This window comes from Bradyrhizobium sp. 41S5 (genome assembly GCF_011516665.3).
GTDB classification, from domain to species: Bacteria; Pseudomonadota; Alphaproteobacteria; order Rhizobiales; family Xanthobacteraceae; genus Bradyrhizobium; species Bradyrhizobium quebecense.
This window is the reverse complement of the sequence record NZ_CP083721.1, coordinates 4,475,122-4,501,399: the sequence shown is the minus strand read 5'-3', so window position 1 is coordinate 4,501,399 and position 26,278 is coordinate 4,475,122. Positions and strand designations below refer to the sequence as shown.

Annotated in this window: 31 protein-coding genes; 19 read left to right on the top strand and 12 right to left on the bottom strand. The window is 64.3% G+C overall.

All coding sequences use genetic code 11. From position 1 onward, the window contains the following. Positions 1–764: 764 nt before the first annotated feature. From HAP47_RS21560 to queF, 4 genes are all read right to left on the bottom strand, one after another. Positions 765–1,127, bottom strand: a complete 363-nt coding sequence (locus HAP47_RS21560) for a response regulator (protein ID WP_173642868.1) — start codon at positions 1,125–1,127, stop codon at positions 765–767. Between the two features lie 330 nt (positions 1,128–1,457). Next, positions 1,458–1,754: an antibiotic biosynthesis monooxygenase gene (locus tag HAP47_RS21555; RefSeq protein WP_173642869.1), complete on the bottom strand. Its 297-nt coding sequence runs from the start codon at positions 1,752–1,754 to the stop codon at positions 1,458–1,460. Positions 1,755–1,872: 118 nt separating this feature from the next. Continuing rightward, on the bottom strand, positions 1,873–2,013 hold the full coding sequence (locus HAP47_RS21550; protein WP_371821822.1) for a DUF1059 domain-containing protein: 141 nt from the start codon (positions 2,011–2,013) through the stop codon (positions 1,873–1,875). A 358-nt stretch (positions 2,014–2,371) separates the two neighbouring features. After that, the gene (gene queF, locus HAP47_RS21545) at positions 2,372–2,848 is read right to left on the bottom strand and encodes a preQ(1) synthase (protein ID WP_097676339.1); all 477 of its coding nucleotides are present in this window, start codon (positions 2,846–2,848) and stop codon (positions 2,372–2,374) included. Between the two features lie 123 nt (positions 2,849–2,971). Between queF and eno the strand changes: the two genes are divergently transcribed. Next, entirely contained in the window at positions 2,972–4,267 is a 1,296-nt protein-coding gene (gene eno / locus HAP47_RS21540) for a phosphopyruvate hydratase (protein ID WP_173642871.1), read from the top strand. A gap of 36 nt (positions 4,268–4,303) precedes the next feature. Then, entirely contained in the window at positions 4,304–5,443 is a 1,140-nt protein-coding gene (locus HAP47_RS21535) for a zinc-binding dehydrogenase (protein ID WP_176396292.1), read from the top strand. A gap of 111 nt (positions 5,444–5,554) precedes the next feature. On the opposite strand, the gene HAP47_RS21530 is transcribed toward HAP47_RS21535, so the two are convergent. Then, positions 5,555–6,670 (bottom strand): D-alanine--D-alanine ligase family protein, encoded by a 1,116-nt coding sequence (locus tag HAP47_RS21530; protein ID WP_173642872.1) that lies wholly within the window; start codon positions 6,668–6,670, stop codon positions 5,555–5,557. A gap of 251 nt (positions 6,671–6,921) precedes the next feature. Between HAP47_RS21530 and HAP47_RS21525 the strand changes: the two genes are divergently transcribed. From HAP47_RS21525 to HAP47_RS21475, 11 genes are all read left to right on the top strand, one after another. Then, the gene (locus tag HAP47_RS21525; RefSeq protein WP_173642873.1) at positions 6,922–7,473 is read left to right on the top strand and encodes an NADPH-dependent FMN reductase; all 552 of its coding nucleotides are present in this window, start codon (positions 6,922–6,924) and stop codon (positions 7,471–7,473) included. A 167-nt stretch (positions 7,474–7,640) separates the two neighbouring features. Then, the gene (locus HAP47_RS21520; RefSeq protein ID WP_092114550.1) at positions 7,641–7,958 is read left to right on the top strand and encodes an FtsB family cell division protein; all 318 of its coding nucleotides are present in this window, start codon (positions 7,641–7,643) and stop codon (positions 7,956–7,958) included. A 206-nt stretch (positions 7,959–8,164) separates the two neighbouring features. Then, on the top strand, positions 8,165–9,184 hold the full coding sequence (gene pdhA, locus HAP47_RS21515) for a pyruvate dehydrogenase (acetyl-transferring) E1 component subunit alpha (protein ID WP_173642874.1): 1,020 nt from the start codon (positions 8,165–8,167) through the stop codon (positions 9,182–9,184). Between the two features lie 45 nt (positions 9,185–9,229). Further along, positions 9,230–10,624 (top strand): pyruvate dehydrogenase complex E1 component subunit beta, encoded by a 1,395-nt coding sequence (locus tag HAP47_RS21510; protein ID WP_173642875.1) that lies wholly within the window; start codon positions 9,230–9,232, stop codon positions 10,622–10,624. A gap of 5 nt (positions 10,625–10,629) precedes the next feature. Continuing rightward, positions 10,630–10,935, top strand: a complete 306-nt coding sequence (locus HAP47_RS21505) for a DUF5076 domain-containing protein (RefSeq protein ID WP_021079261.1) — start codon at positions 10,630–10,632, stop codon at positions 10,933–10,935. Between the two features lie 2 nt (positions 10,936–10,937). Beyond that, on the top strand, positions 10,938–12,293 hold the full coding sequence (locus tag HAP47_RS21500) for a pyruvate dehydrogenase complex dihydrolipoamide acetyltransferase (protein ID WP_173642876.1): 1,356 nt from the start codon (positions 10,938–10,940) through the stop codon (positions 12,291–12,293). Positions 12,294–12,305: 12 nt separating this feature from the next. Continuing rightward, complete coding sequence (locus HAP47_RS21495; protein WP_173642877.1) at positions 12,306–12,482, top strand: hypothetical protein; 177 nt, start codon at positions 12,306–12,308, stop codon at positions 12,480–12,482. After that, complete coding sequence (locus HAP47_RS21490; RefSeq protein ID WP_173642878.1) at positions 12,483–12,725, top strand: hypothetical protein; 243 nt, start codon at positions 12,483–12,485, stop codon at positions 12,723–12,725. A 17-nt stretch (positions 12,726–12,742) separates the two neighbouring features. Further along, positions 12,743–14,164 (top strand): dihydrolipoyl dehydrogenase, encoded by a 1,422-nt coding sequence (gene lpdA, locus HAP47_RS21485; protein WP_173642879.1) that lies wholly within the window; start codon positions 12,743–12,745, stop codon positions 14,162–14,164. A 188-nt stretch (positions 14,165–14,352) separates the two neighbouring features. Then, positions 14,353–15,594 carry a threonine synthase gene (locus tag HAP47_RS21480; protein WP_173642880.1) on the top strand — a complete coding sequence of 414 codons (1,242 nt, stop codon included), beginning with the start codon at positions 14,353–14,355 and terminating at the stop codon, positions 15,592–15,594. Positions 15,595–15,673: 79 nt separating this feature from the next. Next, positions 15,674–16,642, top strand: a complete 969-nt coding sequence (locus tag HAP47_RS21475; protein WP_173642881.1) for a tripartite tricarboxylate transporter substrate binding protein BugD — start codon at positions 15,674–15,676, stop codon at positions 16,640–16,642. Positions 16,643–16,684: 42 nt separating this feature from the next. On the opposite strand, the gene HAP47_RS21470 is transcribed toward HAP47_RS21475, so the two are convergent. Then, positions 16,685–18,895: a lytic transglycosylase domain-containing protein gene (locus HAP47_RS21470; RefSeq protein WP_173642882.1), complete on the bottom strand. Its 2,211-nt coding sequence runs from the start codon at positions 18,893–18,895 to the stop codon at positions 16,685–16,687. A gap of 292 nt (positions 18,896–19,187) precedes the next feature. On the opposite strand from HAP47_RS21470, the gene HAP47_RS21465 reads away from it, so the two are divergent. Together HAP47_RS21465 and HAP47_RS21460 are read left to right on the top strand one after the other, a co-directional pair. Next, on the top strand, positions 19,188–20,036 hold the full coding sequence (locus HAP47_RS21465; protein ID WP_173642883.1) for an SMP-30/gluconolactonase/LRE family protein: 849 nt from the start codon (positions 19,188–19,190) through the stop codon (positions 20,034–20,036). A gap of 112 nt (positions 20,037–20,148) precedes the next feature. Next, a complete protein-coding gene (locus HAP47_RS21460; protein ID WP_173642884.1) occupies positions 20,149–20,286 on the top strand; it encodes a hypothetical protein in 138 nt (45 codons plus the stop codon). A gap of 36 nt (positions 20,287–20,322) precedes the next feature. Here the strand turns inward: HAP47_RS21460 and HAP47_RS21455 are convergent, their stop codons facing one another. The 3 genes from HAP47_RS21455 to dctP are packed head-to-tail and all read right to left on the bottom strand — an operon-like array spanning position 20,323 to position 23,194. Continuing rightward, positions 20,323–21,681 (bottom strand): TRAP transporter large permease, encoded by a 1,359-nt coding sequence (locus tag HAP47_RS21455; protein WP_173642885.1) that lies wholly within the window; start codon positions 21,679–21,681, stop codon positions 20,323–20,325. After that, complete coding sequence (locus tag HAP47_RS21450) at positions 21,678–22,190, bottom strand: TRAP transporter small permease (protein WP_371821642.1); 513 nt, start codon at positions 22,188–22,190, stop codon at positions 21,678–21,680. The genes HAP47_RS21455 and HAP47_RS21450 overlap by 4 nt, the downstream gene beginning before the upstream one ends. A 38-nt stretch (positions 22,191–22,228) precedes the next feature. After that, positions 22,229–23,194: a TRAP transporter substrate-binding protein DctP gene (gene dctP / locus HAP47_RS21445; RefSeq protein WP_173642887.1), complete on the bottom strand. Its 966-nt coding sequence runs from the start codon at positions 23,192–23,194 to the stop codon at positions 22,229–22,231. Between the two features lie 361 nt (positions 23,195–23,555). Here dctP and HAP47_RS21440 point away from each other — a divergent pair, with 361 nt between their 5' ends. Further along, the gene (locus tag HAP47_RS21440; protein WP_092114537.1) at positions 23,556–23,789 is read left to right on the top strand and encodes a pentapeptide MXKDX repeat protein; all 234 of its coding nucleotides are present in this window, start codon (positions 23,556–23,558) and stop codon (positions 23,787–23,789) included. A 56-nt stretch (positions 23,790–23,845) separates the two neighbouring features. On the opposite strand, the gene HAP47_RS21435 is transcribed toward HAP47_RS21440, so the two are convergent. Both HAP47_RS21435 and HAP47_RS21430 read right to left on the bottom strand, forming a co-directional pair. Further along, positions 23,846–24,202: a DUF6481 family protein gene (locus tag HAP47_RS21435; protein WP_173642888.1), complete on the bottom strand. Its 357-nt coding sequence runs from the start codon at positions 24,200–24,202 to the stop codon at positions 23,846–23,848. Between the two features lie 204 nt (positions 24,203–24,406). Further along, on the bottom strand, positions 24,407–24,628 hold the full coding sequence (locus tag HAP47_RS21430; RefSeq protein WP_173642889.1) for a hypothetical protein: 222 nt from the start codon (positions 24,626–24,628) through the stop codon (positions 24,407–24,409). Positions 24,629–24,814: 186 nt separating this feature from the next. On the opposite strand from HAP47_RS21430, the gene HAP47_RS21425 reads away from it, so the two are divergent. Continuing rightward, positions 24,815–24,991: a hypothetical protein gene (locus HAP47_RS21425; protein WP_173642890.1), complete on the top strand. Its 177-nt coding sequence runs from the start codon at positions 24,815–24,817 to the stop codon at positions 24,989–24,991. Between the two features lie 140 nt (positions 24,992–25,131). After that, positions 25,132–25,437, top strand: a complete 306-nt coding sequence (locus tag HAP47_RS21420) for a hypothetical protein (RefSeq protein ID WP_173642891.1) — start codon at positions 25,132–25,134, stop codon at positions 25,435–25,437. Positions 25,438–25,536: 99 nt separating this feature from the next. On the opposite strand, the gene HAP47_RS21415 is transcribed toward HAP47_RS21420, so the two are convergent. Next, the gene (locus HAP47_RS21415; RefSeq protein WP_171947593.1) at positions 25,537–25,713 is read right to left on the bottom strand and encodes a hypothetical protein; all 177 of its coding nucleotides are present in this window, start codon (positions 25,711–25,713) and stop codon (positions 25,537–25,539) included. A 208-nt stretch (positions 25,714–25,921) separates the two neighbouring features. On the opposite strand from HAP47_RS21415, the gene HAP47_RS21410 reads away from it, so the two are divergent. Next, positions 25,922–26,137 carry a hypothetical protein gene (locus HAP47_RS21410; protein ID WP_050402491.1) on the top strand — a complete coding sequence of 72 codons (216 nt, stop codon included), beginning with the start codon at positions 25,922–25,924 and terminating at the stop codon, positions 26,135–26,137. Positions 26,138–26,278: the final 141 nt, after the last annotated feature.

Sequence of the window (26,278 nt, the reverse complement as noted above, 5' to 3'; positions counted from 1 at the left end):
CAAGCATCAAGGCATTGTGTCGGTCAGTCGCCTAAGTGCTTGCTATTCAAGCAGTCGCTCCAACGAGGCAATATTGACCCATGGTCGCGCGCGATAGATGGACCGTAGACCTCGAGTGCCCACGCTGCGGGAGCATCGACGTGGCTATTCTGTCTCAGGTGGATGGCTATGCCTATGTGAGAGGCGATAGCGGCACGCGCGCTGACCATGTGCCGGCCGGCTTCGCTTGCATTGATCCGGAGATCTGCTGCTTTCAGTGTTTGAAATGCCAGGTGCGGATACCGTGACATCGAATGTCCCGCCAAAGCGGCTTCAACGGTGGTGTTGGCCTCGAAAGAAACATCCGTCGGTGCTCAGACCGGATGTCCACCGCATCGCTTTTGATCGTGGCCCTATCGCTGCCAGCAGGATCGGCGTATGCTTCCCATATCGCCGCCCGGCCCGTGGCTTCTATCGGTGATGAGAACGCCGGTTGCGCTTTCGCCCCACTCAGGGAGCAGCGCAGCCAAATGATCAGTTTGCCTCATATTTCAGTGTATTTTTCCTGCGAGAGCTGTGGTGCCACATATGAGGCCTCACAGGATCGCAACGATCGCAGTGGAAAGTTTCACTGCGTTCATTGCGCCAGATTGGTGCATCAATGGTCGGGCACTTTCAGCTATTTGGGCTGGCGATTGTTCCGCACGTCCGCCCAGCTGTCATGATCGGTCATTGCATCCTTTGTGGTGACACGCGCTGGAGGTGACGCCGGCGCGCAATCCCCACTATTGGTCAGCCGTAACCTGCCGGAGGTGCATCCCGACGTCGGCGAGGCTGTACGGCTTGGGAATGAAATGACCGCCGGCGGGGAGGTCGTTGAGGGTTACCTCAGTGGCTGACGTGGCAATGATCGCAATCGGCGGCCAACGATGGCGAACGACATGCGCAAGCCTCAGGCCGTCAATCGAGCCGGGCATCTGGATATCGGTGAAAATCACCCGGATGTCGTCACGCGTTTCAAGAATCGTCATCGCGTCGTCGGCGTTCCCGGCTTCAATGGCGTGGAACCCAGCTTCCTCGACCATGTCGGCGGCCTGCATGCGGATCAGAAGATCGTCTTCGACGACCAGAACAGCCGAGCGTGTCATTTGAATGTGCAAGCCCGGTTGTGATTTGCGAGGACGCAAATTGACCTAGGCTAATCCGGCAGCGGTCGCTCAGTTCCTGCTGGCTACTCAACAATCTCGCTTCGCCACGGCAGACGCGCCGGGCGGACGCGCTCGCGAGCCGCCCAGAGTGGGCGAAGCTGCGAGAGGAGCCTTGCATCCCCTCGCAGCCCATCGTGGGTTTGCGACCGCTAGATCAGATGGAAGGTGTGCATGCCCATCGCGGCAAAGATCGCCGAAACGTCATGATCCACCCCAGGGCCGCCATGCGCCGTTGAGAGACGTCGGACGCAAGCGCTATTCCCACAACCGCTATTTCAGGGATGAGATGACCGGACCCGCAACCGGATCGGTTAGGCCGAGACCGTTGCCGAGATCTTCGAGCGTGTCGCGAAAAGAATTCAGAGTGAAAATCATGGCTGGCCGCGCCTTGATGCACGCGTCCATATCTTGCCACTCGGCGATCATGCAGTAGGAATGGTCACCGGTTTTGATAATGCTGGCGTGCAATAAACCCGGCCAGGTTGCTCCAATTGTCTTGTGAGCGTCCAAGAACTCTTGATCGCGCCCCGGCTTCACTCGAAAACGCACAGCATTGAAAGCGGTCACCGTCTTCTCCCAAAGCACTGAGACGCTCCCGTAGAGGAAGCGCGCCTACGTGGGTGCGCAAGTTGAAAGCGGATGCATTCACTTCCGCTTCGCGGCGGTCACGGATCGATTGGCCCGCCTACTGGGTCTTTATCATCTTCGCCAATTCATGGCGCAATTCTGGACTATCGTGATGGCCATGCACCGCGACAGCGTGTTGTACCGCCGCTTCCAGAAGTTCCTTTTGAGTATCAGCTGAAATCGCGATCGTGCAGTTCATCTCACTTGGGTAATCTCGGCAATCCAAAAACATTCTACCCAAATGTGCCTCCGTCAATACGAGTAAACTATTCCCCGTGCTGAACTACTCCCACTCACGATAATGCCCGCGTCTGCTCACTATGCCTGACTTCTTCAAACGATAGCTCATGGCCGGCCGCTTGCCCGCCGCCTACAACGGGAGTGTCGATCGTCTTCGATCGTGGTCGCTTCGACCACATCGGAGCAGCCATGCTCGAACATATCATACATCGAAGGGTGCGCCATGTCAGTTCCTGGGCCCAAGGCCGACATGCACGTCGGCTTCTGCGCCGGTTTCCGAGGAATCAGCAGACGCGGCGAACTGAAGTGGGCCCGACCTAACCCCGCCCGCGATAAGTTGCGACGCCCTGATCGGGAACCCAGAGACCCTTCGGCAGCCGGCCGGTCTGGAAGAACACGTCGATCGGGATGCCGCCGCGCGGATACCAGTAGCCGCCGATGCGCAGCCATTTCGGCTTGATCTCGTCTGATATCCGCCGGCCGATCATGACCGTGCAATCCTCATGGAACGCGCCGTGGTTGCGGAAGCTCGCGGCGAACAGCTTCAGCGATTTGGACTCGAGCAGCCAGCGGCCCGGCACATAATCGATCACCAGATGCGCGAAATCCGGTTGGCCCGTTACCGGGCAGATCGAGGTGAACTCCGGCACCGTGAAGCGCACCAGATAATCGGTACCAGCCTGCGGATTGGGCACGCGGTCGAGCCGCGCCTTTTCCGGCGCGTCGGGCCATTCCACCGCACGGCCGAGTTGCAGGCCGGGGGAGGTCGTTGATTTGCTGGATTTCTTCGCCATTCGGGGTCTCCGTGGGGGTCTCCTAGCCTATGATCGGGCGTCCGTCACCCGGCCTTTTCCCCCTCGATGCATTGCGCTAGAAGCACCGCCATCCCGACCCCCTCACTGCCACAAGAGGTACTCATGACTGACATCGTCGACATCATCGGCCGCGAAATCCTGGATAGCCGCGGCAACCCCACGGTCGAGGTCGATGTGGTGCTGGAGGATGGGTCAATCGGCCGCGCGGCGGTGCCGTCGGGCGCGTCCACCGGCGCCCATGAGGCGGTGGAACTGCGCGACGGCGACAAGTCGCGCTATCTCGGCAAGGGCGTGGAAAAGGCGGTTGCGGCCGTCAATGGCGAGATCTTCGAGGCGCTCAGCGACCAGGCCGTCGAGGAGCAGGTCGCGATCGACCAGATCATGATCGAGCTCGACGGCACGCCGAACAAGAGCCGGTTAGGTGCCAACGCCATCCTCGGCGTGTCGCTGGCCTGCGCCAAGGCCGCGGCCGAATCCTTCGACATGCCGCTGTATCGTTATGTCGGCGGCACCTCGGCGCGGACGCTGCCGGTGCCGATGATGAACATCATCAATGGCGGCGTGCATGCCGACAACCCGATCGACTTCCAGGAATTCATGATCCTGCCGGTCGGCGCCACATCGTTTGCCGAAGCGCTGCGTTGCGGTTCGGAAATCTTCCACACGCTGCGCGGCGAGCTGAAGAAGGCCGGCCACAACACCAATGTCGGCGACGAGGGCGGCTTTGCGCCGAACCTGCCGTCGGCCGACGCCGCGCTCGAGTTCGTCATGAACGCGATCGGCAAGGCCGGCTACAAGGCGGGCGACGATGTCGTGCTCGGGCTCGACTGCGCCTCCACCGAATTCTTCAAGGAAGGGGCTTACGTCTACGGTGGCGAGAACAAAACCCGCTCGCGTTCGGAGCAGGTAAAGTATCTCGCCGATCTCGTCAGCCGCTATCCGATCGTCACCATCGAGGACGGCATGTCGGAAGACGACATGGACGGCTGGAAGGAATTGACGGATGCGATCGGCAAGAAGTGCCAGCTGGTCGGCGACGACCTGTTCGTCACCAACGTCACGCGGCTTGCCGACGGCATCAAGAACGGTCGAGGCAATTCGATCCTGGTCAAGGTCAACCAGATCGGCACGCTGACCGAGACGCTTGCGGCGATCGAGATGGCCTACAAGGCCGGCTACACCGCCGTGATGTCGCATCGCTCCGGCGAGACCGAGGACTCCACGATCGCCGACCTCGCGGTCGCCACCAATTGCGGGCAGATCAAGACCGGCTCGCTGGCGCGCTCCGACCGCACCGCTAAGTACAACCAGCTGCTGCGCATCGAGCAGCAGCTCGGCACGCAGGCGAAATACGCGGGCAGGGCGGCCTTGAAGGCGCTGGCCTGGCGCCCCAACTGATCGGGACTTAACAAGACGCAAAAAAGGGAGGTCGGGATGAGTGACGGCAAGAGCGGTCTGCAGCTGCGTTCGCTACTCAAGAAGGATGGCGAACTGGAATTGTCGCTGGTCAATGTCCCGACCCCCGAGCCCGGTCCCGACGAGGTCGTGGTCCGGGTCGAGGCGACCCCGATCAACCCGTCCGACCTCGGGCTCCTGATCGGCCCGGCCAACATGGCGGCGGCAAAGGTCTCCGGTAGCAAGGAATTGCCCGTGGTGACCGCCCGCGTGCCAGAAGCGGCGTTGGCTGGCCTTGCCGCGCGGCTCGACGAGTCGATGCCGGTCGGCAATGAAGGTGCCGGTGTCGTGATCAGGACCGGCTCGTCGGACGCGGCGAAAGCGCTGATGGGCCGCACCGTCGCGATGATCGGCGGCGCGATGTATGCGCAATACCGCACGCTGCGCGTCAACGAATGCCTGCCGCTGCCCGAAGGCACCACGCCGGCGGAAGGCGCATCCTGCTTCGTCAATCCGCTGACCGCGCTCGGCATGACCGAGACGATGCGGCGCGAGGGGCACAAGGCGCTGGTGCACACGGCGGCAGCGTCGAACCTCGGCCAGATGCTGAACAGGATCTGCCTCAAGGACGGCATCGGCCTCGTCAACATCGTGCGCAACAAGGAGCAGGCCGACATCCTGCACAAGATCGGCGCCAAGCATGTTGTCGATTCCAGCGCGCCCGATTTCATGGACAAGCTCACCGGCGCGTTGGTCGAGACCGGCGCGACCATCGCCTTCGACGCGATCGGCGGCGGCAAGCTCGCGGGCCAGATCCTGGTTGCGATGGAGACCGCGATCAACAAGACCGCCAAGGTCTATAGCCGCTACGGCTCGAACGTGCACAAGCAGGTCTATGTCTACGGCAGCCTCGATACCCGCGAGATCGAGCTGCCGCGCGGCTTCGGCATGGCCTGGGGCATCGGCGGCTGGCTGCTGTTCCCGTTCCTGATGAAGATCGGTCCGGAGGCCGGCAACAAGCTGCGCCAGCGCGTGGTGGCGGAATTGAAGACGACTTTCGCCAGCCACTATACCAAGGTGGTGTCGCTGCGGGAGACCCTGCAGCTCGACAACATCGCGGTCTACGGCAAGCGCGCGACCGGCGAGAAATTCCTGATCAATCCGAACAAGGGCGCGTAACGAACGGCGTCTGGAGCATTCGGTTCTGATCGAATCAGAACCGAAGCTCCTGCTTCTTGCATTGACGCGTTTTCTTCACGCGAACCGGCACCCACTTCGCTCGAAAACGCTCTAGTCGCGCTCGAATGCCAGCTTCCTGGAGCGCTTGTGACGCTCCAGGGCGTGGCCGATCAGGACATCCATCAGCTTGGATTGCGGCAGGCCGCTGGCCTCCCACAGCCGCGGATACATGCTGATGTTGGTGAAGCCGGGCAGGGTGTTTGCCTCGTTCACGAAGGCCTGCTCGCCGTGCAGGAAGAAGTCGATCCGCGCCATGCCCTCGCAGCCGAGCACGCCGAACGTCTTGATGGCGAGTTCCCTGATGGTTTCGGCGACGCCAGCCGGCACATTGGCCGGCACTTGCAGCAGCGCGCCGTTCGCATCGAGATACTTCGCGTCGTAGGAATAGAAGCCGTGCTTGTCGGACGGAACGATCTCGCCGAGCTGGGAGGCACGGACGCGGCCCTCGGCGTCCTCGAGCACGGAGCATTCGACCTCGCGGATCGGCGCGACACCGCGCTCGACCAGGATCTTGGTGTCGAAGCGGAACGCCAATCTGCAGCCGGCCTCGAACTCCTCCGCGGTGCGCGCCCTCGACACGCCGACCGATGATCCCATGTTGGCGGGCTTGACGAAGACCTCCTGCGACCCCAGCGCGCTGACCGCGTCGTGATAGCTGATGGGAGCCGCGCTCGACATCGCGACAAAGGGGACGATCGGCAAGCCCGCCTCGCGCATCAGGCGCTTGGCGATGTCCTTGTCCATGCCAGCCGCCGAACCCATCACGCGCGAGCCGACATAGGCGACATCCGACAATTCCAGCGCGCCCTGCACTGTGCCATCCTCGCCGTTCGGGCCGTGTAGGACCGGGAAGACGACATCGAACGCCGGCAATTCCGCTGGTCCCGCCGCCGGTCCCCGAAGCACCACGACGCGGCCCTGTCCGCCCGGCAGCAAAGCGAGTTGCGGTTCCTGGTCCGGAATGGTCAGCGCGCCGCTTCCCGTGCCGGCGCCGTTTCCCGCGTCGGTGACCACCCAGCGGCCATCGCGGGTGATGCCGATCGCCGTCGCGTCATAGCGATCCGGGTCGAGCGAGCGAAGTACGTTGGCGGCTGATGCCCGCGAAACGTCGTGCTCGGCGGAACGGCCACCGAACAGGATCGCGACCCGGATCTTGCGCTCTGGCATTGTTTGGCCTCTCGACGTGGGCGGGTGATGTGGGAATCCGTGGCAGTATGCTCGGACGAAGATGTCGACAATTTGCTACGCATGGTCCGGGCCGGCGCTTCGGGACCTCCTGGTTGGGTGAAGCCCGATGTTCACGCAAATTTCGCGAACGCTGCGTTTCCGGAATTGGACGATCCATGCACTTGCATCGTTCTTGGCGTGCCGGTAGGTGAAGTGCACCAGTCTTACGCGTAACCCGAGGGGATTTTGCAATGGCCTATAACATCGTCACCATCGTCGGCAGTATCCGCAAGCAGAGCTTCTCGCTCAAGATCGCCAATGCGCTGGCCAAGCTTGCGCCGGCCTCGCTGAATCTCGATGTGACGACCCTCGAGGGCATTTCCTTCTTCAACCAGGACCTCGAGGCGGCGCCGCCGGCGGACTGGCTGGCCTTCCGCGAGAAGCTGCAGAAGTCGAACGGCGTGCTGTTCGTGACCCCCGAATACAACCGTTCGGTTCCGGGTGTGTTGAAGAACGCGATCGACGTCGCCTCGCGGCCCTACGGCAAGAGCTCGTTCCTCGGCAAGCCGGTCGGCATCATCGGCAATTCGCCTGGACCGCTCGGCGGTGTCAGCGCGGTGAAGCATCTGCAGAACATCCTGCCGGGCATTTCCGGTCCGATCCTCGGTCAGCCGGAAGCCTATCTCAACGGCGTCGGCGATGCCTTCGACGAGCAGGGCGAACTGACCAAGGAAGCGCTCAAGACGGTGTTGCAGCAGTACCTCGACGCCTTCGCCGCCTTCGTCGCGAAGCAGAACGGCTGACTTAGCGCCCCGTTCCGATTGAATCGGAGCGGGGCTCCGGGCTTGTTGTCCTGACGGGTTTTCTGCGCGCGAACCGCTATCCATCCCGGATCAAGTCCAGGACAGGCTTCGCTCGAAAACGCTCTGGTTTAGCACTCCGTTAACCGCATGGCCGCATCTTCGCGGCCATGGTTTCCCGCACACGCCTCAAATCGATTCTGACCGGGCTCGCCCTCTACACGCTGGCGGCGCTGATGGTCGGCTATTTCGGCGTCAACGCCTACACCGGCAAATACGGCCTGAACGCGCGGCAGGAGCTCGACCAGGAAATCATCGCGCTGACCTCGGAGCTGGCGCGGCTGAAGAAGGAGCGGGCCGAGGGCGAGCAGCGGGTGTCGCTGCTGCGGTCGGATCGGGTCGATCCCGACATGCTGGACGAGCGCGCGCGCTTCCAGCTCGACTACGCCAATCCGCGCGATCTGGTTCGGATCAACAAGGCGAACTGACACCGGCAGTGATTTTTGGACAGTGCTTTGTCCCAACATAACCGCGCCCGTTCTTCAAATTTCAAAATTGATCGATCAACATCACAAAAGTGTCGCGCCGCGTTGCAGTGCGGCATAGCAAAATTCCATCCGGCGAATGCAATCCTTCCAAGGCGATTTGAGTTGGGTTAGAGAGGGTTCTTCGACTTCTCTCACCCGGAATTGCCATGGCCACACCCAAGAAAACCGTCGCAAAGGAATCAGGGCAGGAGAAGGCTGGCTCTCCGCCCGAATTCTCCAGGGAGCAGGAGCTCAAGGCTCTGCGGGATATGCTCCTGATCCGGCGTTTCGAGGAGAAGGCCGGTCAGCTCTACGGCATGGGTGCGATCGGCGGCTTCTGCCATCTCTATATCGGCCAGGAAGCCGTCGTGGTCGGCATGCAGATGGCATTGAAGCAGGGTGACGAGGTCATAACCGGCTACCGCGACCACGGCCACATGCTTGCGTGCGACATGGAAGCCAAGGGCGTGATGGCTGAGTTGACCGGACGCCGCGGCGGATACTCCCGCGGCAAGGGCGGCTCCATGCACATGTTCAGCAAGGAGAAGCATTTCTACGGCGGTCACGGAATCGTGGGCGCCCAGGTGTCTCTGGGCACCGGCCTTGCGTTCGCCAACCGCTATCGCGGCAACGATAACGTCAGCGTGACCTATTTCGGCGACGGCGCGGCCAACCAGGGCCAAGTCTACGAAAGCTTCAACATGGCGGAGTTGTGGAAGCTGCCGGTGATCTACGTCATCGAGAACAATCGCTACGCGATGGGCACCGCGGTGTCGCGCGCCTCGGCGCAGCAGGACTTCTCCAAGCGCGGCGTTTCGTTCAACATTCCCGGCAAGCAGGTCGACGGCATGGACGTGCGCGCGGTCAAGGCGGCCGCCGATGAGGCCACGGCATGGTGCCGCGGTGGCAACGGTCCGATCATTCTCGAGATGCAGACCTACCGTTACCGCGGCCATTCGATGTCCGATCCAGCGAAGTACCGCACTCGCGAGGAGGTCGAGAAGGTTCGCCACGACCAGGACCCGATCGAGCAGGTGCGCAACCGCTTGCTGGCGGCAGGCGTGAGCGAGCAGGATTTGAAGGCGATCGACGCCGAGGTGCGCGAGATCGTCAACGCAGCCGCTGACTTCGCGCAGCACGATCCGGAGCCCGATCCATCCGAGCTCTACACCGACATCTACCGCTGACCCAACCCGCGCAGAAGAATCTCAAGACCGATTTCGGGAGCTGATATGCCCATTCAAGTGCTGATGCCTGCGCTGTCGCCCACCATGGAGAAGGGCAACCTCGCCAAATGGCTGAAAAAGGAAGGCGAGACCATCAAGTCCGGTGACGTCATCGCCGAGATCGAGACCGACAAGGCGACGATGGAGGTCGAGGCGACGGACGAGGGCACGCTCGGCAAGATCCTGATTCCGGAAGGCACCGCCGACGTTGCGGTGAACACGCCGATCGCCACCATTCTGGCCGACGGCGAAAGCGCCGCCGACCTCGCCAAGGCGCCTGCCGCACCGGCGCCGCAGCCGAAGGCCGCGGAGGCTCCCGCTGCGGAAGCCAAGGCGGAAGCGCCGCAGCCCGCGGCGAAGGCGCCGGCCGCGCCGGTCAGCGAAGCATTGCCCGACCCGGAAATTCCGGCAGGTACCGAGATGGTCACTCAGACCATTCGCGAGGCGCTGCGCGATGCGATGGCCGAGGAGATGCGGCGCGACGGCGATGTCTTCATCATGGGCGAGGAGGTCGCCGAGTATCAGGGCGCCTACAAGGTGACGCAGGGCCTGTTGCAGGAGTTTAGCGCCCGGCGCGTGATCGACACGCCGATCACCGAGCACGGCTTTGCCGGCGTCGGCGTCGGCGCCGCGATGGCCGGGCTGAAGCCGATCGTCGAGTTCATGACCTGGAATTTCGCGATGCAGGCGATCGACCAGATCATCAATTCCGCCGCCAAGACGCTGTATATGTCCGGCGGCCAGATGGGCTGCTCGATCGTGTTCCGCGGCCCGAACGGCGCCGCGGCGCGCGTCGCCGCCCAGCACAGCCAGGACTACGCCGCCTGGTACTCGCAGATCCCGGGCCTCAAAGTGATCGCGCCGTACTCGGCCGCCGACTACAAGGGCCTGCTCAAGGCCGCGATCCGCGATCCCAATCCGGTGGTCTTCCTCGAGAACGAGATGCTGTACGGCCACACCGGCGAGGTGCCGAAGCTGCCCGATTTCGTGGTGCCGATCGGCAAGGCGCGGATCGCGCGCGCCGGCAAGGACGTCACCATCGTCTCCTGGGCGATGGGCATGTCCTATGCGCTGAAGGCCGCCGATGAACTCGCAAAGGAAGGCATCGAGGCCGAGGTGATCGATCTCCGCACCATCCGTCCGATGGACACCGAGACGATCATCAATTCGGTGAAGAAGACCGGCCGTGCGGTCACGGTGGAGGAGGGCTGGCAGCAGAGCGGCGTCGGCTCCGAGGTCGCTGCCCGCATCATGGAGCATGCCTTCGACTATCTCGATGCGCCGGTCGCGCGCGTCTCGGGCAAGGACGTGCCGATGCCCTATGCCGCGAACCTCGAAAAGCTCGCTCTGCCCTCCGTCGCCGAGGTGGTCGCGGCCGCCAAGGCCGTGTCGTACCGGTAACGCCGATGGCCGGTCCCAAGGAGCAGCCGTTGCCACCCGACGTGATGGGCCGCGACGACGCCGTCGAGGTGCTACGCGCCTTCGTCGTCGACGGCGGCCTGTCGATCGCGTTCCAGCGCGCCTTCGAGGAGCCGGACATGTGGGGGCTGATGCTCGTGGACATCGCCCGCCACGCTGCACGCGCCTATTCGCGCGAGAGCGAATACACCGAAGACGAGGCGCTCGCGCGCATCGTCGAGATGTTCGAAGCCGAAATCGCCCGGCCGACCGACATGGGCCAAACCAAACCGCGGTCGCAACAAGGTCACTGACAATGCCGATCAATATTCTCATGCCCGCGCTGTCGCCGACGATGGAAAAGGGCAACCTCGCCAAGTGGCTCAAGAAAGAGGGCGACAAGGTCAAGTCCGGCGACGTGATCGCGGAGATCGAGACCGACAAGGCGACGATGGAAGTCGAGGCGGTCGACGAAGGCACGATCGCCAGGATCCTGGTGCCCGAAGGCACCCAGGACGTGCCGGTCAACGATGTCATCGCCGTGATGGCGGGTGACGGCGAGGACATGAAGGCTGCGGCCAGCGCGGGTGCGGGCGCTGCACCGGCAGCCAAGCCCGCCGAGGCTCCGAAGCCTGCCGCCCAGGCCGCGGCTCCCGCAGCGGCTGCGCCCGCACCACAGCCGGCCGCAGCACCCGCAGCCGCGCCGCAGGCTGCTGCGCCGGCCGCGCAGGCCAATGGCCACGCTCGCGTGTTCTCCTCGCCGTTGGCGCGGCGTCTCGCGAAGGAAGCCGGCATCGATCTCGGCCGCATCACCGGCACCGGCCCGCACGGCCGCGTCATCGCGCGCGACGTCGACGACGCCAAGTCCGGCAAGGGCCTGAAGGCGCCGGCGGCTGCGCCGGCCGCCACAGGTCCCAGCATCGCGCCGTCGATGTCCGACAAGCAGATCCTGGCGCTGTTCGAGCCGGGCTCGTACGAAGTCGTGCCGCATGACGGCATGCGCCGCACCATCGCGCAGCGTCTCACCGCCTCGGTGCAGAACGTCCCGCACTTCTATCTCACGATCGACTGCGACATCGGCAAGCTGCTCGCCGCGCGCGAGGAGATCAACGCGGCTGCGCCGAAGGACAAGGAGAAGAAGCCGCTCTACAAGATCTCGGTCAACGACTTCGTCATCAAGGCGATGGCGGTCGCGCTGCAGAAGATCCCGAACTGCAACGTCAGCTGGACCGAGGGCGGCATGCTCAAGCACAAGCATTCCGACGTCGGCGTCGCGGTGGCGATGCCGGGCGGCCTGATCACGCCGATCATCCGCAAGGCCGAAACCAAGACGCTGTCGACCATCTCCAACGAGATGAAGGATTTTGCCGCGCGCGCCCGCGCACGCAAGCTGAAGCCGGAAGAATACCAGGGCGGCACCACCGCGGTGTCGAACCTCGGCATGTACGGCATCAACCACTTCACCGCCGTGATCAACCCGCCGCACGCCTCGATCCTCGCGGTCGGCACCTCGGAGGAACGTCCGGTGGTGCGCGGCGGCAAGATCGAGATCGCGCACATGATGAGCGTGACCCTGTCGTGCGATCACCGCGCGATCGACGGCGCGCTCGGCGCCGAGCTGATCGGCGCTTTCAAGCAGCTGATCGAAAACCCCGTGATGATGATGGTGTGACGGGCATCAGCCATGTACGCGATCTACGGTCCGTACGTCCTGCTCGCCGCCGTTGCCGTCGCGTTGCTCGTCGCGGTCAACCGCGACCTGATTTCGACGATCCAGTTCAGGATCATGATGACCGGCGCCGCTGTGCTGGCGCTGGCGTGGACCGTGTTCCTCGGTGCGGTATGGCAGGAGTACAGATAGATGGCCGGCACGGCTCGCACGCACTGGCCCTGGATCTCGCTGCTGCTGTCGGCCGCACTGGTGTGCAATCCGGTCGGCTTCGATTTTCTGCATTCCGCGTTCTTCGCCGGCGAACAGCTGGCGCGGAACATCGCCCAGCCGATCGTGCTGACGGTCCTGGCCGCCATGGCCCTGGTGATCGGGCTCGAATGGCTGGTCAGGTCGTCGATCGCAAGAAGCCGCGCGCGCGGCGTCACACGTTGAGTTGAACGGGAGCCGCCATGGCCGATACATCCTTTGACGTCATTATCATCGGCTCCGGCCCCGGCGGCTACGTGACCGCGATCCGCGCCGCGCAGCTCGGCTTCAAGACCGCGATCGTGGAGAAATCCTATCTCGGCGGCATCTGCCTGAACTGGGGCTGCATCCCGACCAAAGCGCTGCTGCGTTCCGCCGAGATCTATCACTACATGCAGCACGCCAAGGATTACGGGCTGTCGGCCGATAACGTCTCGTTCGATCCGAAGGCCGTGGTGCAGCGCTCGCGCGGGGTCTCGAAGCGTCTCAACGACGGCGTCGGCTTCCTGATGAAGAAGAACAAGGTCACGGTGATCTGGGGCGATGCCACGATCGACGCGCCCGGCAAGATCACGGTGAAGAAGTCGGCGGTCGAGGCGCCGAAGGGTGCGAGCGGCGAGGGCACCTATCAGGCCAAGCACATCATCGTCGCGACCGGCGCGCGACCGCGCGTGCTGCCCGGGCTCGAGCCCGACAAGAAGCTGATCTGGACCTATTTCGAGGCAATGGTGCCGGAGCGGATGCCGAAGTCGCTGCTGGTGGTCGGCTCCGGCGCGATCGGCATCGAGTTCGCCTCGTTCTTCCACACCATGGGTGCCGATGTCACCGTGGTCGAGGTGCTGCCGCAGATCTTGCCCGTCGAGGACGCCGAGATCGCGGGGCTGGCGCGCAAGCGGTTCGAGAAGATGGGTATCAAGATCATGTCCTCGACCAAGGTGACAAAGCTGGAGAAGAAGGCCGACAGCGTGGTCGCCACCATCGACGACGGAAAGGGCCAGCCGCAGACCAAGGAATTCGAGCGCGTGATCTCGGCGGTCGGCGTGGTCGGCAACATCGAGAATCTCGGGCTGGAGAAGCTCGGCGTCAAAACCGACCGCGGCTGCATCGTGATCGACGGCCTCGGCAAGACCAACGTGCCCGGCATCTACGCGATCGGCGACGTCGCGGGACCGCCGATGCTCGCGCACAAGGCCGAGCATGAGGGCGTGATCTGCATCGAGGCGATCAAGGGCCTGCATCCGCATCCGATGGACAAGCTGCTGATCCCGGGCTGCACCTACTGCAACCCGCAGGTTGCCTCCGTCGGCCTCACCGAGGCCAAGGCCAAGGAAGGCGGCCGCGAGATCCGCGTCGGCCGCTTCCCGTTCGTCGGCAACGGCAAGGCGATCGCGCTGGGCGAGGACCAGGGCCTCGTCAAGGTGGTGTTCGACAAGAAGACCGGCCAGCTGCTCGGCGCGCACATGATCGGCGCCGAGGTCACCGAGCTGATCCAGGGCTATGTGGTGGCGATGAATCTGGAGACCACGGAAGAGGAATTGATGCACACCGTGTTCCCGCATCCGACTTTATCGGAAATGATGAAGGAAGCGGTGCTCGACGCCTACGGGCGCGTGCTGAATATTTAGTCTCTGCTCCGTCATCCCCGCGCAACGGCTTTGCCGTTGTCGCTGGAGGCGCTCGCGCAGCGAGCCTCGAAGGATGCACGGCCCGGATCGAGCAGCGGGGCTCGTCGCCCTTCGAGACGCGCTTCGCGCTCTTCAAGGTGACGGGTCTGGCAAAACGAACTCGCAAAGAACAAGAAAGAGCGCATCTCGTGAAAGACAACGACAACCTCACCATCGAACGCCCGACCTTCGTGACCCATCTCGAATGCGCGATGGAGGGCGATCATTATGCGGCCGATCAGGTGCACAACCTCTCGAAGGCCGGCAAGCCGCTCTTGGTGCGCTACGATCTCGCCGGGGTGAAGAAGGCGCTCACGAAAGATGCGCTGGCCGAGCGCCCCGCCGACCTGTGGCGCTACCGCGAGCTGTTGCCGGTGCGCAAATGCAAGGACATCGTCAGCCTCGGCGAAGTCACGACGCCGCTGATCCGGCTGCCGAGGCTTTCCGCAAGGCTTGGCGGCGGCGAGATCATCGTCAAGGACGAGGGGCGGCTGCCGACCGGCTCGTTCAAGGCGCGCGGCCTCGTCATGGCGGTCTCGATGGGTAAGGCGCTCGGCATCAAGCACATGGCGATGCCGACCAACGGCAACGCCGGCGCGGCGCTCGCGGCCTACGCGACCTCCTGTGGGATCAAGACCACGATCTTCTGCCCGGCGGATACGCCGGAGGTGAATGTCAGCGAGATCGAGCTGCAGGGCGCCACCGTCTATCGCGTCAACGGCTATATCGACGACTGCGGCAAGATCGTCGGCGAAGGAAAAGCAAAAGTCGGCTGGTTCGATACATCGACCCTGAAGGAGCCGTACCGGATCGAGGGCAAGAAGACGATGGGCCTCGAGCTCGCCGAGCAGCTCGGCTGGGACGTGCCCGACGTGATCTTCTATCCGACCGGCGGCGGCACCGGCCTGATCGGCATGTGGAAGGCGTTCGACGAGCTCGAGAAGATCGGTTTCATCGGTTCGAAGCGCCCGCGGATGGTCGCGGTGCAGGCCTCCGGCTGTGCGCCGATGGTGCGCGCCTATGAGGCCGGCACCGAACATGCGGCGCGCTGGGAGGACGCTCACACAATCGCCTCGGGCATCCGCGTGCCGCAGGCGATCGGCGACTTTCTCATCCTGCGCGCGGTGCGCGAGAGCAAGGGATTTGCGATCGCGGTCGACGACGACAAGATCACCGCCGCCCTCAACGAGGTCGCGCGCGAGGAGGGACTGCTGCTGTGCCCCGAGGGGGCTGCGACCTATGCCGCCTACAAGCAGAGCCTTGCCGACGGCCGCGTCACCAAGGCCGACCGCGTGATGCTGTTCAATTGCGCCAGCGGCCTGAAATACCCGCTGCCGCCGGTGACCCGCGCGCTCGACAGGCACAAGCCGATCGACTTCTCGCAGTTCTGACGCCTCGTCCGAAGGGCCATCTTGTTGAAAGGTGGCCCTTCGAAAATGATACGACAACGAAGATTGAGGGGAGCGCGTGATGCGGAAACTGGTTCTGGCCGTGCTGGCGATGTTGGCGTTCACCGGGAGCGTTTCGGCGGAAACCTGGCCCGCGCACCCGATCACCATCGTCGTGCCGTTCGCCGCCGGCGGTCCGTCGGATGCGATGGCGCGCATCCTAGCCGAGCGCATGAAGCAGTCGCTCGGCGAGGTGGTTCTGATCGAGAACGTGACCGGAGCGGGCGGCTCGCTCGGCGTCGGCCGTGCGGTGCGCGCGGCGCCGGACGGCTACACCGTCTCGTTCGGTCATCTCGGCACCCATGTTGCGAACGGCGCGATCTACAAGCTCGGCTACGACCTCGTCGATGATCTCGAGCCGGTGGTGCTGCTGCCGAGCAATCCGATGATCATCGTCAGCAAGAACGCCGTGCCGGCGAAGTCGCTGAAGGAACTGTTGGAGTGGCTGAAGTCGCGACCGGCGCCGCCGACCGCGGGCACCGCCGGCGCCGGCAGCGGCAGCCACATCGCCGGGGTCTATTTCGAGAACGTCTCCGGCATCAAGCTGCAATACGTGCCGTATCGCGGCACCGGGCCGGCTCTGAACGACCTCGTCGCCGGCCAGATCGATATCATCGTCGACCAGACGTCGAATTCGATCAACCAGGTCCGCGCCGGCAACATCCGCGCTTATGCGGTTACCGATTCCAAGCGGGTCGCGAACGCGCCCGAAGTCCCGACGGTCGACGAGGCCGGCCTGCCGGGCTTCCACATGACGCTGTGGTCCGGCCTCTGGGTGCCGAAGGGCACGCCGAAGGACATCGTGGCCAGGCTCAACATCGCGGCGATCCAGGCGCTGAACGATCCTGCGGTGAAGAAGCAGCTCGAAAATCTCGGCTTGCAGATGCCGCCAAAGGATCAGCTGACGCCGGACGCACTCGGCGCCTGGCAGAAGGCGGAGATTGCAAAATGGTGGCCGATGATCAAGGCCGCCAATGTGAAGGTGGATTGAGAAGCAACCCCGTGTCCCGGCCTTGCCGGGACGACAGCGTGGTTACTGCGCCGGCGCCGCGTCGCTCTCCTGCGTCACGACGCGCTCGCCGCTCTTTGCCGCCAACGCCGTGCCTGCGTCCTCGAACCGCGCCTGATAGACCGCGAAATTCTCCATCACCCGCTGGACGTAATTGCGCGTCTCCGAGATCGGAATCCGCTCCACCCAGTCGACCGGATCGACCTTGGGGTCACGCGGGTCGCCATAGGCCTTGATCCAGTCGCGGACGCGGCCGCGGCCGGCGTTGTAACCGGCAAAGGTCATGATGTGGCAGCCGCGATATTCCGCCAGCAGCGCGCTCAATTCGGCGGCACCCATCTGGGTGTTGTAGACCGGATCGGAAACCATCCGGCTCCAATCGTAGCTGACGCCGAAGCGCTTGGCGGTGTCGCGGCCGGCTTCGGGCGTCACCTGCATCAGGCCGACGGCATTGGCCGCTGACTTGTCGCGCTGGTCGAACGCGCTTTCGGTGCGCGCGATCGAGTAGGTCATGCTGGGCCCGATATCGGGGGCGATCGGGGTGTGCTTCGGAATGCCGATGACCGGGAACGCGTAATGGTCGAAGGCAAAGCCGCGCGCCAGCGCGATCTTGCCGATCTGCAGCATGGTGCGGGCATCGTTGCGTCGGCCGGTGAGCTCGCCGAGCGCCTCGAGCATCCCGACATCTGCGCTTTCCTCGGCGAGGTCGGCGGCGAAGTAGAGCACGATGTCGGGCTCGCCGATCGCATAGAGCATGTCGGCGGCACGCACGCGCTCGTCGGCCGCCATGCTGCCGGCGCTGGCCGCCGGCGAGGGCGCGCGCAGCTCGACGCCGTCACGGCCGAGCCTGGTCAGCGCGAGCTGACCATAATAGGCCGTCGGGTAGCGCGCCGCGGCCTGGTAGTCGGCCCGCATCGCTGCGGTGTTGCCGAGCGCCTCGGCGGCACGGCCGCGCCAGTAGGCGGCGCGTGCCAGCACGGTCGGGTTGGTCTGGCCCTCGTCGATCCGTGCGAAATGCGCCGCCGCAGTCCTGGCATCGTCGAGATAGCGCAGCGCGATCCAGCCGCGCATGAAGTGCATGTCGGAGCGGTAATAGGGGTTGTCCGGCGGCGCCGCGGCGCGGATGACGTCATAGGCCGCCTGGTACTCACCCTGGTCGAGCAGCTTGCGGGAGAGGATGCGGCGCTCGCGCCACCACTGGTCGGTGTCCTGCTGCGCCATCGTCTCGGGCGCGGCCGCAATCGTCACGCGCGCCGCATCGTCGATCCTGTTCTTCGCGAGCAGCCACTGGATGCGGCATAGCGTGTAGCCGAGGTCGCTGCGGGCGTCCGCCGGCACGTCGTTGAGTGTGTCCTCGGCCTTGTTGGATTGCCCACGGACCGCGCCGCAAGCCTTCACGATGGCCAGCTCGTCGCTGCCGAGGTGCTGTGCCGCGCGCCTCGCGCCGGCGAGATCCTTGGCGCCGATCCGCTTGTCCATGCGCGCGCGATGATCGTCGCGCGTGAGCAGGTCCTTGAATGCGTCATAGGCGTCGCTCTCGGTGCGGTCGGACAGGTCTTCCGAGCGCCAGGCCTCGCCCACCAGCCGCGCGGCGCCGTCGTGATCGCCTTCGGCGAGCAGCGTGCGCGCGAGCGCGAACTTGCCCTTGGCGCTGATCGGCTGATCGAGCGTGAAAGCGTGCACCGTGGCCGGATCGCTGCGCTCCTGCCACATCCGCGCTTCAGCTCGTTTGCGTAGCAGCGTGACGCTTGGCCAGTCCGGGTTGGCTGCGATGAATGCCGCATAGCGGCTGAACGGCGCATTCGACTCGGAGTGGCGCAGCAGATACCACTCGACGAGCTTCCGCCCGACGGGATCGGTGATCTTTGCCTGGATATCGGTCGCGTCGCTGGTCTTGCCGCGGCGCGCCGCGGCGATCGCGTCCCTGACCGCGGCGAGATCGCCCGACAATTGCGGCCCGGCGGGTTTCTCCGGCTCGGGCGCCTTGGTGGTCTCAGCCGATTTGGACGAAGCGGATTTGGCCTTCGCTGATTTACGCTTGTCGGCGCCATGCCTGGCATGGCGTCGCTTGCCGGCGGCGCTCTCGCGCGTCGCCTTGGCGCCATGCGCCTTCTTGTCACCGTGGCCGCTCTTGGCCTGGTGCTGATGATGCGGTTTGGCGCCTGCCTCAAGCGGAAGCAGCGCGAGCACGGCCACCGTGGCGAGGCACGCCAGCGGACGTAGGCAACGGTTCATTCCCTGGCCCCCCTGAAACGATCAGGCACAAACGGAACGCGTCGTACGCGGCACATCCGCCGCAGATTACCACCACCCTCGATTCTCGAGTGTTAATGCAGCTGCAACTCAACAGGGAAAACACGGCGAAATATGGAATAAGACGTGCGGAACCCGCGGGAACCGGGGATTTTGCGGGCGTTTTTGAAGGGCCCGAGACTCCAGTTTGACGGGTTCCAGCGGGGATATATTCTCATCAGACGTGGGGCGGGGCGCTTCTCATGTCAGATCTGTTCTTTCAGGCCGCTGCGTCATGACTGCCCGTCTCAGAACCATCCTGGATGGCGGCCGCTATTTCGAGGGCCCGCGCTGGCATCGCGGGCGGCTCTGGTTCGTCGACTGCATGGCGCGGACGCTGCTCAGCATCAGCCCGTCAGGCGAACGTCAGGAGCATGCTGCGGTGAGCGACGACACGCCGTGCGGTCTCGGCGTGCTGCCTGATGGCGACATCGTCGTGCTGACGATGTTCAGGAAGCGGCTGCTGCGGTTTTCCGGCGGAGCGCTGTCGCTGTATGCCGATCTCTCCGGGATCGCGACCGGCACGATCGACGACATGATCGTCGACGGGCAGGGGCGTGCCTACGTCGGCGATCTCGGCTTCAACCTGCCGCCGCCGGAGGGCCGCGGCGCCGTCGGCCGCATCATCCTGGTGATGCCCGACGGCAGCGCCCGCGTCGTCGCCGACGGCTTGCGCTTTCCCAACGGCATTGCCGTCTCCTCCGACCATCGCCGGCTCGTCGTCGCGGAGATGGATGGTGGTGGTCTCGCCGACTACGACATCGCGCCGGACGGCGGCCTGAGCCTTCGCGGGCGGTTCGGTCGCGTCAATGATCCGGACGGCATCTGCCTCGATGGCGACGGCGCAGTCTGGGTCGCGTCGTTCACCGAAGACGTGTTTGTCCGGATCGACCGCAATGGTGTGGAGCGTGCGCGCATCGCGGTCCCCGGCCGTCGCGCGCTCGCCTGTGCACTCGGCGGCGCGGACCGCAGGACGCTGTTCTGCCTGAGCGCGGAGACGTCCTACGAGGACCTGCGCAAGGGCAAATCGGTGTCGCGGATCGACGTGGTCGAGGTCGATACACCGGGCGACGGCTATCCCTGAAGGAGCCAGTCGCGCGGGCGTCGTCCTGGTTCCAGTGCCAGCCAAGGCATGTTGGGGTCTTGAGTTATGTTCTTGTTTCGTTCATGATGGGCGCTTCCAGAAGAGAGCCGCCATGGACGCCGAGCGAGACCGCGAAATCATCAGGCTCTGGAATGAGCTCCGCCGGCTGCAGCGCGAGGGACGTCCGACGGCGTTGCTGGTCCGCCGGATCGAGCAGGCTCTTGCGGCACGCGATCAGGAGGCGGCCTGAAGCTCCGGTTTGACACGATTGCTTCAGGTGACCGGTCTAGCGCCCGCCGTCCGGCCCCATCACGAGATTGGGCAGCCAGGTCGAGATCTCCGGGAAGAAGCACAGCATCAGCACGGCGAACATCATCAGCAGCACGAAGGGCAGCGTGCCCCAGATCACCTCGCTCAGCGGGATGTCGGGCGCGACGTTGCGGATGACGAAGATGTTGAGGCCGACCGGTGGATGGATCAGGCCCAGCTCCATCACGATGGTCATGACGACGCCGAACCAGATGATGTCGAAATTGGCGGCCCGTAACGGAGGCAGGACGATCGGCGCGGTCATCAGGATGATCGAGACCGGCGGCAGGAAGAAGCCGAGCACGACCACCATCACCAGGATCGCAAACAGCAGTTCCCAGCGTGGCAGATGCATGGCGACGATCGTCTCCGCTACCGACTGCGAGATGTGCAGATAGCTCATCACATAGGAATAGAGCAGCGACATGCCGATGATCATCATCAGCATCGTCGACTCTCGGATGGTCGATCGCAGGATCGGCGCCAGGTCGCTCGGCCGCCACACACTGTAGATCACGGCGATCAGCCCGAGCGCCAGGAGGCCGCCGAGGCCGGCGGTTTCCGACGGCGTTGCGTAGCCGCCATAGAGCGCGATCATCACGCCGGTCAACAGCAGCACGAACGGGATCACGCGCGGCAGCGCGCTGAAGCGCTCGGCCATGGTGAACTCGTCGCGCTGCAGGATCGCCGCATCCTTGCCGGTCGCGTCGTAGACGGCGCGGGCCATGGCGTATTCCTTGCGGAAGCGGAACACGGCGTAGAAGCCGAACAACGACACCAGCAGCAGTCCGGGACCGATGCCGGCGAGAAACAGCCGCCCGAGCGATTTCTCGGCCGCGACGGCGAACAGGATCATCGTGATCGAGGGTGGCAGCAGGATGCCGAGCGTGCCGCCGGCGGCGATGATCCCCGCGGCAAAGCCGCCGGAATAGCCGCGCTTGCGCATCTCGGGAATGCCGGCCGAGCCGATCGCCGAGCAGGTCGCCGGCGAGGAACCGGCCATCGCCGCAAACAGGGCGCAGGCGAACACGTTGGCGACGCCGAGGCCGCCGGGCACGCGGTGCAGCCAGGCATGCAGCGCCGAGTAGAGATCCTGGCCGGCACGGGATTTGCCGATCGCCGCGCCCTTCAGAATGAACAGCGGGATCGACAGCAGCGTGATCGAGGCCATCTCCTCGTAGACGTTCTGGGTCACCGTATCGAGCGAGGCCGCGGGCATGTAGATCGCCATGAAGACGACGGCGACCGCACCGAGCGCGAACGCGATCGGCATGCCGGAGAACATCGCAAACAGGGTGGCAAGCCCGTAGGAGACGCCAATACCAAACACGGTCATCGGCGCGCGCCACCGGTCAGCGGAATGAGGATTTGCAGAAGGAGCTGTACGCAGAGCAGCGTCATGCCCAGCGCCATCAGCCCGTAGGGGATGGCGAGCGGCGGAGACCACATCGAGTTGGACACCTGGCCGTCGATATAGGCCTCGTGCGCCAGGGTCCAGGACTTCCAGGCGAAGAAGGTGCAAAACGCGAAGCTCGCGACATCGACCAGCCACAGCCTGATGCCGTTGGCGCGGGCCGAGAGCAGGCCGACAAACGCCTCGATGCTGACATGGCCGCGCTGGCTCTGCACATAGGCCGAGGTCATGAAGGTGGCGCCGACCAGCAGGAACACGGCGGCCTCGTCCTGCCAGTAGTTCGGGCTGTGGAACAGGGCGCGGCCGAGCACGCTGTAGCTCAGGATGACGCAGGCCGCAATCAAGGCGAGTGCGGCGAACACCACGATGATGTTGTTGCAGACGGACAGCGCCCGCCCGAGCAGCGCCACGGGTGTATTGCCGGTGGCCATGCTTGGGGCTTCGGCTTGATCCGCGACCGGACCATGCATCATGCGGCGACGTCGCTTGCGAGCTTCAGCAGGTTGGCTGATGTCGCCGTCTTGGCGCCGTAGTCCTTCCAGGCGGTGTCGCGCGCGATGTCGCGCCACTTGCCGACAATGGCGGCGTCGAGCGCGCTGACCTTGGCGCCCGCCTTTTCATAGACCTTGGTGACTTCAATATCGTCGTCCTGCGCCCCCTTGCGGCCGAACGCCTCGAGGTCGGCGCCGACGGCGACGATGACGTCCTGCTGGTTCTTCGGCAGCTTGTCGAAGATCGCCTTCGACATCATCAACGGCTCCAGCATGAACCAGTAGGAGGCGCCGGCGCCCGAGGTCAGCGACTTCGCGACCTCCTCGAGGCGGAACGAGATCAGGCTGGTGGAGGAGGTGATGCCGGCATCGCAGGCGCCGGTCTGCATCGCGGCGTAGATCTCGTTGGACGGCACCGACAGCACGGCGGCGCCGGCGGTCTGCAGCACCATGTCCATCTCGCGCGAGCCGCCGCGCACCTTGAGGCCCTTGGCGTCTTCGGGCGCCACGATCGCCTTGGAGCGGCTCGCGACGCCGCCGGCCTGCCAGACCCAGGAGATCAGCAGAATGCCCTTGTCGGCGAGGAAGTCGCTCAGCGCCTTGCCGACGGGCTCCTTCTTCCAGCGCAGGCCCTGGTCGTAGGTTGTGACCAGGCCCGGCATCAGGCCGATATTGGTCTCCGGCAATTCGCCGCCGGCATAGGGCATCGGATAGAGGCTGAGATCGAGCGCGCCCTTGCGCATCGCCGAGAACTGCGCGTTGGTCTTGATCAGCGAGGAGTTCGGATAGACCTCGGCAGTGAGGTCGCCGCCCGAGCGCTTGGCGACCTCGGCCGCGAACATCCGGCACAGCCTGTCGCGGAAGTCGCCCTTGTCGATGGTGCCGCCGGGGAACTGATGCGAGATCTTCAGCGTGGTCGCGGCCTGCGCGGTCCCGACACCCATCCGCAGGACGGCGGGTGCGGCGAGGGCGGAAGCGAGGACGAGGCGGCATGAGCATGGTTGTTCCCCTGAAGAGCTTCTTGAGTGGCTGTTAGACCGGCGCGGAGCTTTAGCTTAGCCGGTCTTCGCGCGAAACCTCTCTAGTCTGATAGTTCGAGGCGCCCTGTTAGTGCGGGCCGGCAGGCGGTCGCAAGTCTTGCCGTTGCTGCGGCGCACACTGCGCCGCGCGCGATGAGCGATGGGGCGTACGCGCCGGTGTGCTTCAAGAATTTGTTATTGGAGGTAACAACCGGCGGCGCAAGTGCGTCGAGGAGAGAGCGGCAAGTCGTCGCGCTCACATTCGACCACACAAGGGATCATCAACATGACCACCAAGACCCGCCTCGGCCTTTCCGCCGCGCTGCTCTCGTTCAGCCTCGCGCTGGCGCCCGCCGCCTTCGCTCAGGACAAGATGGGCAAGGACGATGCGATGAAGAAGGAAGGCACGATGTCCAAGGATGCCATGAAGAAGGACGATGGCATGATGAAGAAGGACGACGCCATGAAGAAGGATGGCGGCGCGATGATGAAGAAAGATGACGGCATGAAGAAGAACTGATCGCTGCCACCGCTCATCCTTCACAGGCCCGCCGTCGTGGCGGGCCTGGTTACGCCTCAGCGCTTCTTCTTGCCGCGCTCCTTGCGCGCCGCGTAGCGGGCGTCGCGCTTGGCCTTCTGCTCGGCCTCGAGCGCAGCCAGTCGTGCGGTTTCCTCTTCCTTCTCCCGCGCAATGCGGGCGGCCTCCGCTGCGGCGGCCTCTTCCTCGCGGCGCTTCCGTTCGGCCTTCTCGATTTCACGGGCTTCCCTGGCCTTGGCGCGGCGTTCGGCGATAGCCGCGCGCTCCTCGGCCCGTGCCTTCACGGTCGGATCGTCAGCGCCCGGCTGGGTGCGAAACTTGTTGAGGAGGTTTTGCCGCGCCTGCAGGGCCGCTTTCTGGCGGTCGGCAAAACCCGGTTCCTTGAAGCCACTCATAGAGGAAGCCTGCTGCTTTCTGTTCGTTGATGGATGGGGTTCGGTTCGGCGTTCAATAAGTGAATGGCAACGAAAAGGCCAGTGGTGAACGAGGGGCTGTGGAGCAAAGGAGATATGAGCGGACGGCAAATGGACGGCGGCGGTGTTTGCGCCCGGCTACCGGCCGGCGTGGTGAGTGGTTGGTCACCGAACCTGCTGACAGGCCTAGCCGCGCTGAAACTGCTCGCGCCGGCCATTGCCGAGCACCTTGGCGACTGTCTCGGCGGTCATCGCGCTCCGGTCCGAGGCGCGCTGCGCCTCCAGCCTGTCGCGCGCCCTTTCGGTGATCAGGAGGCTGATCAGCCGCAATCTGCTGGTCTCGTCGACAGCTTCCGAGAGCAGCTGCCTGTAACGCTGATAATCGTAACTCGCTTCTTGTTCGCTCACCGGCACGCCCCGCACACGCGCTCCACCCAGCGAGCAGTTTTTCGCGAGTCGCGCGAGCCCGCAATGGAATTGCAGGGCCGATTGCTGCCTTTGCGCATTTCGTTGTGCGACTGTTGCAGAATTGATCGCACGCAACCGTGCAAACGGTCATGATGCGGGCGCTGGCAAAAGGGAACCGAAGCGGCCATGAGCGAATCCGAAGACGGAGGCAACCGCCGTGGGGCGCTGATCGGACTGCTGGTCGCGGTGATCATGCTCGCGGTCGGTCTCTGGCTTGCGCATGACCTGACGGCGGCGAGCAAGATGCAGGACTGCCTGATGTCGGGTCGGACCAACTGTAATGTGATCGAGCCGGCGCGCTGACCCTGCCTTGCGGCAGTGCAATATCGCTCCCACATCGAGCCCAAAGACTCGGGCTGGACTGCTTGGTCCCGGTTGTGATTCCGGTCACACGCGGGCAGGCGGGCTGCCTCGACTCCCAGAGATCGACGGGAACCAAGGCCATGATGTCCAAGCTGTGGTCCGGAACGGGCGCGGCACTGGCTGCCGCAGCCGCGGCGGGTGCCGTTTTGGTAGCGTATCTATCCCTGACGCTGGCGTCGCCAGAACCGGTGTCGAGCGCGGCGCTCGGGCCTGCGTGGCAATGCAGCCGGGTGGCTTTCGTGCTGACCACCTGCACGCGAGCGGGCGGGGATGAACAAGAGGCCAGGGCTGAGCGCGAGGTCAAGGCCGGGCGTGAGGTCAAGACCGAGGGCGAGGTCAAGGCGATCCCGGTGCGGGCCAAGGAAGATTGTCCCCCGGAACCCTAGATATTTATTTTCTGACACGTCGTCTTCAAGCGGATCGGTGCCACTTCGTTGAAACGCGCTCTGCCCGGCCGAGCTCAGCGGCCGCGGCCGTATTTCAAACTATTTCTTGGTGGCGCCACGCGGCTTGATGGAGAGGCCAAGGCGCATCGCCATCTTCTTGATTCGCTCCGGCGAACGGCCGGTCGCCTTCACGACCTCCTCCAGTGACTTGGAGGAGCGCGCCAATTCCATCAGTCGTCGGTCCTCCTTGAACGACCACCGCGGCTTTCGGGCCATCTTGTTGGTATCCTTGTGCATTGCTGGGCAACAAAGCCGCCAGGCGGGGTCGCCTGACGGCCTTGCCGGTGTGGGCCCGGACCTTGGGGAAATGTCCGGTGGATAAGCAATACCGCTTCCGGACCAGGTCGCAATTGAAACCAAAATTTAACCTAACCTATCAAGGTTACTTGCAAGGATACTTGGATAGAGCGTGGCAGGAGGCCTTATGCGCAAGGTCGCCATTTTGAGTGCCGCAGCATTTTTACTGTCCGGTTGCTGGTCCGACCCGGAGGTCACGGGATCGACCAACAGCTGCGCGGCCAATCTTTATAGTCAGTACAATCCCAAGGTCATGGATCAGTGCGTCAACGCCTGCATCAAGTGTGACCATGGCAACGTCACGACCTGCACGACCTCCTGTACGCTGAAGGGCGCGCGGTAACCGAGCCGCGCACTCACAGACGCGAACAGGGCTCGGCGGTCGCACGCGCGCGTGATCGCGTAGCGTCGCGATATTGGCGCGCCTTGCGCGGCGTGATGAACGCCGTTATCGCGTCTGGTCAGCGGCGCCATCGCCGAGCCG

Coding starts and splice junctions, on each gene's coding strand:
- HAP47_RS21490 (WP_173642878.1), top strand. CDS start 12,483: ATGGCCGGCACGGCTCGCACGCACTGGCCCTGGATCTCGCTGCTGCTG.
- HAP47_RS21435 (WP_173642888.1), bottom strand. CDS start 24,202: ATGAGTGGCTTCAAGGAACCGGGTTTTGCCGACCGCCAGAAAGCGGCC.
- HAP47_RS21475 (WP_173642881.1), top strand. CDS start 15,674: ATGCGGAAACTGGTTCTGGCCGTGCTGGCGATGTTGGCGTTCACCGGG.
- HAP47_RS21525 (WP_173642873.1), top strand. CDS start 6,922: ATGGCCTATAACATCGTCACCATCGTCGGCAGTATCCGCAAGCAGAGC.
- HAP47_RS21520 (WP_092114550.1), top strand. CDS start 7,641: ATGGTTTCCCGCACACGCCTCAAATCGATTCTGACCGGGCTCGCCCTC.
- HAP47_RS21410 (WP_050402491.1), top strand. CDS start 25,922: ATGCGCAAGGTCGCCATTTTGAGTGCCGCAGCATTTTTACTGTCCGGT.
- HAP47_RS21530 (WP_173642872.1), bottom strand. CDS start 6,670: ATGCCAGAGCGCAAGATCCGGGTCGCGATCCTGTTCGGTGGCCGTTCC.
- HAP47_RS21465 (WP_173642883.1), top strand. CDS start 19,188: ATGACTGCCCGTCTCAGAACCATCCTGGATGGCGGCCGCTATTTCGAG.
- HAP47_RS21500 (WP_173642876.1), top strand. CDS start 10,938: ATGCCGATCAATATTCTCATGCCCGCGCTGTCGCCGACGATGGAAAAG.
- HAP47_RS21460 (WP_173642884.1), top strand. CDS start 20,149: ATGGACGCCGAGCGAGACCGCGAAATCATCAGGCTCTGGAATGAGCTC.
- lpdA (WP_173642879.1), top strand. CDS start 12,743: ATGGCCGATACATCCTTTGACGTCATTATCATCGGCTCCGGCCCCGGC.
- dctP (WP_173642887.1), bottom strand. CDS start 23,194: ATGGGTGTCGGGACCGCGCAGGCCGCGACCACGCTGAAGATCTCGCAT.
- HAP47_RS21560 (WP_173642868.1), bottom strand. CDS start 1,127: ATGACACGCTCGGCTGTTCTGGTCGTCGAAGACGATCTTCTGATCCGC.
- HAP47_RS21420 (WP_173642891.1), top strand. CDS start 25,132: ATGATGTCCAAGCTGTGGTCCGGAACGGGCGCGGCACTGGCTGCCGCA.
- HAP47_RS21455 (WP_173642885.1), bottom strand. CDS start 21,681: ATGACCGTGTTTGGTATTGGCGTCTCCTACGGGCTTGCCACCCTGTTT.
- HAP47_RS21550 (WP_371821822.1), bottom strand. CDS start 2,013: ATGAACTGCACGATCGCGATTTCAGCTGATACTCAAAAGGAACTTCTG.
- HAP47_RS21450 (WP_371821642.1), bottom strand. CDS start 22,190: ATGGCCACCGGCAATACACCCGTGGCGCTGCTCGGGCGGGCGCTGTCC.
- pdhA (WP_173642874.1), top strand. CDS start 8,165: ATGGCCACACCCAAGAAAACCGTCGCAAAGGAATCAGGGCAGGAGAAG.
- queF (WP_097676339.1), bottom strand. CDS start 2,848: ATGGCGAAGAAATCCAGCAAATCAACGACCTCCCCCGGCCTGCAACTC.
- HAP47_RS21535 (WP_176396292.1), top strand. CDS start 4,304: ATGAGTGACGGCAAGAGCGGTCTGCAGCTGCGTTCGCTACTCAAGAAG.
- HAP47_RS21495 (WP_173642877.1), top strand. CDS start 12,306: ATGTACGCGATCTACGGTCCGTACGTCCTGCTCGCCGCCGTTGCCGTC.
- HAP47_RS21470 (WP_173642882.1), bottom strand. CDS start 18,895: ATGAACCGTTGCCTACGTCCGCTGGCGTGCCTCGCCACGGTGGCCGTG.
- HAP47_RS21440 (WP_092114537.1), top strand. CDS start 23,556: ATGACCACCAAGACCCGCCTCGGCCTTTCCGCCGCGCTGCTCTCGTTC.
- eno (WP_173642871.1), top strand. CDS start 2,972: ATGACTGACATCGTCGACATCATCGGCCGCGAAATCCTGGATAGCCGC.
- HAP47_RS21415 (WP_171947593.1), bottom strand. CDS start 25,713: ATGGCCCGAAAGCCGCGGTGGTCGTTCAAGGAGGACCGACGACTGATG.
- HAP47_RS21505 (WP_021079261.1), top strand. CDS start 10,630: ATGGCCGGTCCCAAGGAGCAGCCGTTGCCACCCGACGTGATGGGCCGC.
- HAP47_RS21510 (WP_173642875.1), top strand. CDS start 9,230: ATGCCCATTCAAGTGCTGATGCCTGCGCTGTCGCCCACCATGGAGAAG.
- HAP47_RS21425 (WP_173642890.1), top strand. CDS start 24,815: ATGAGCGAATCCGAAGACGGAGGCAACCGCCGTGGGGCGCTGATCGGA.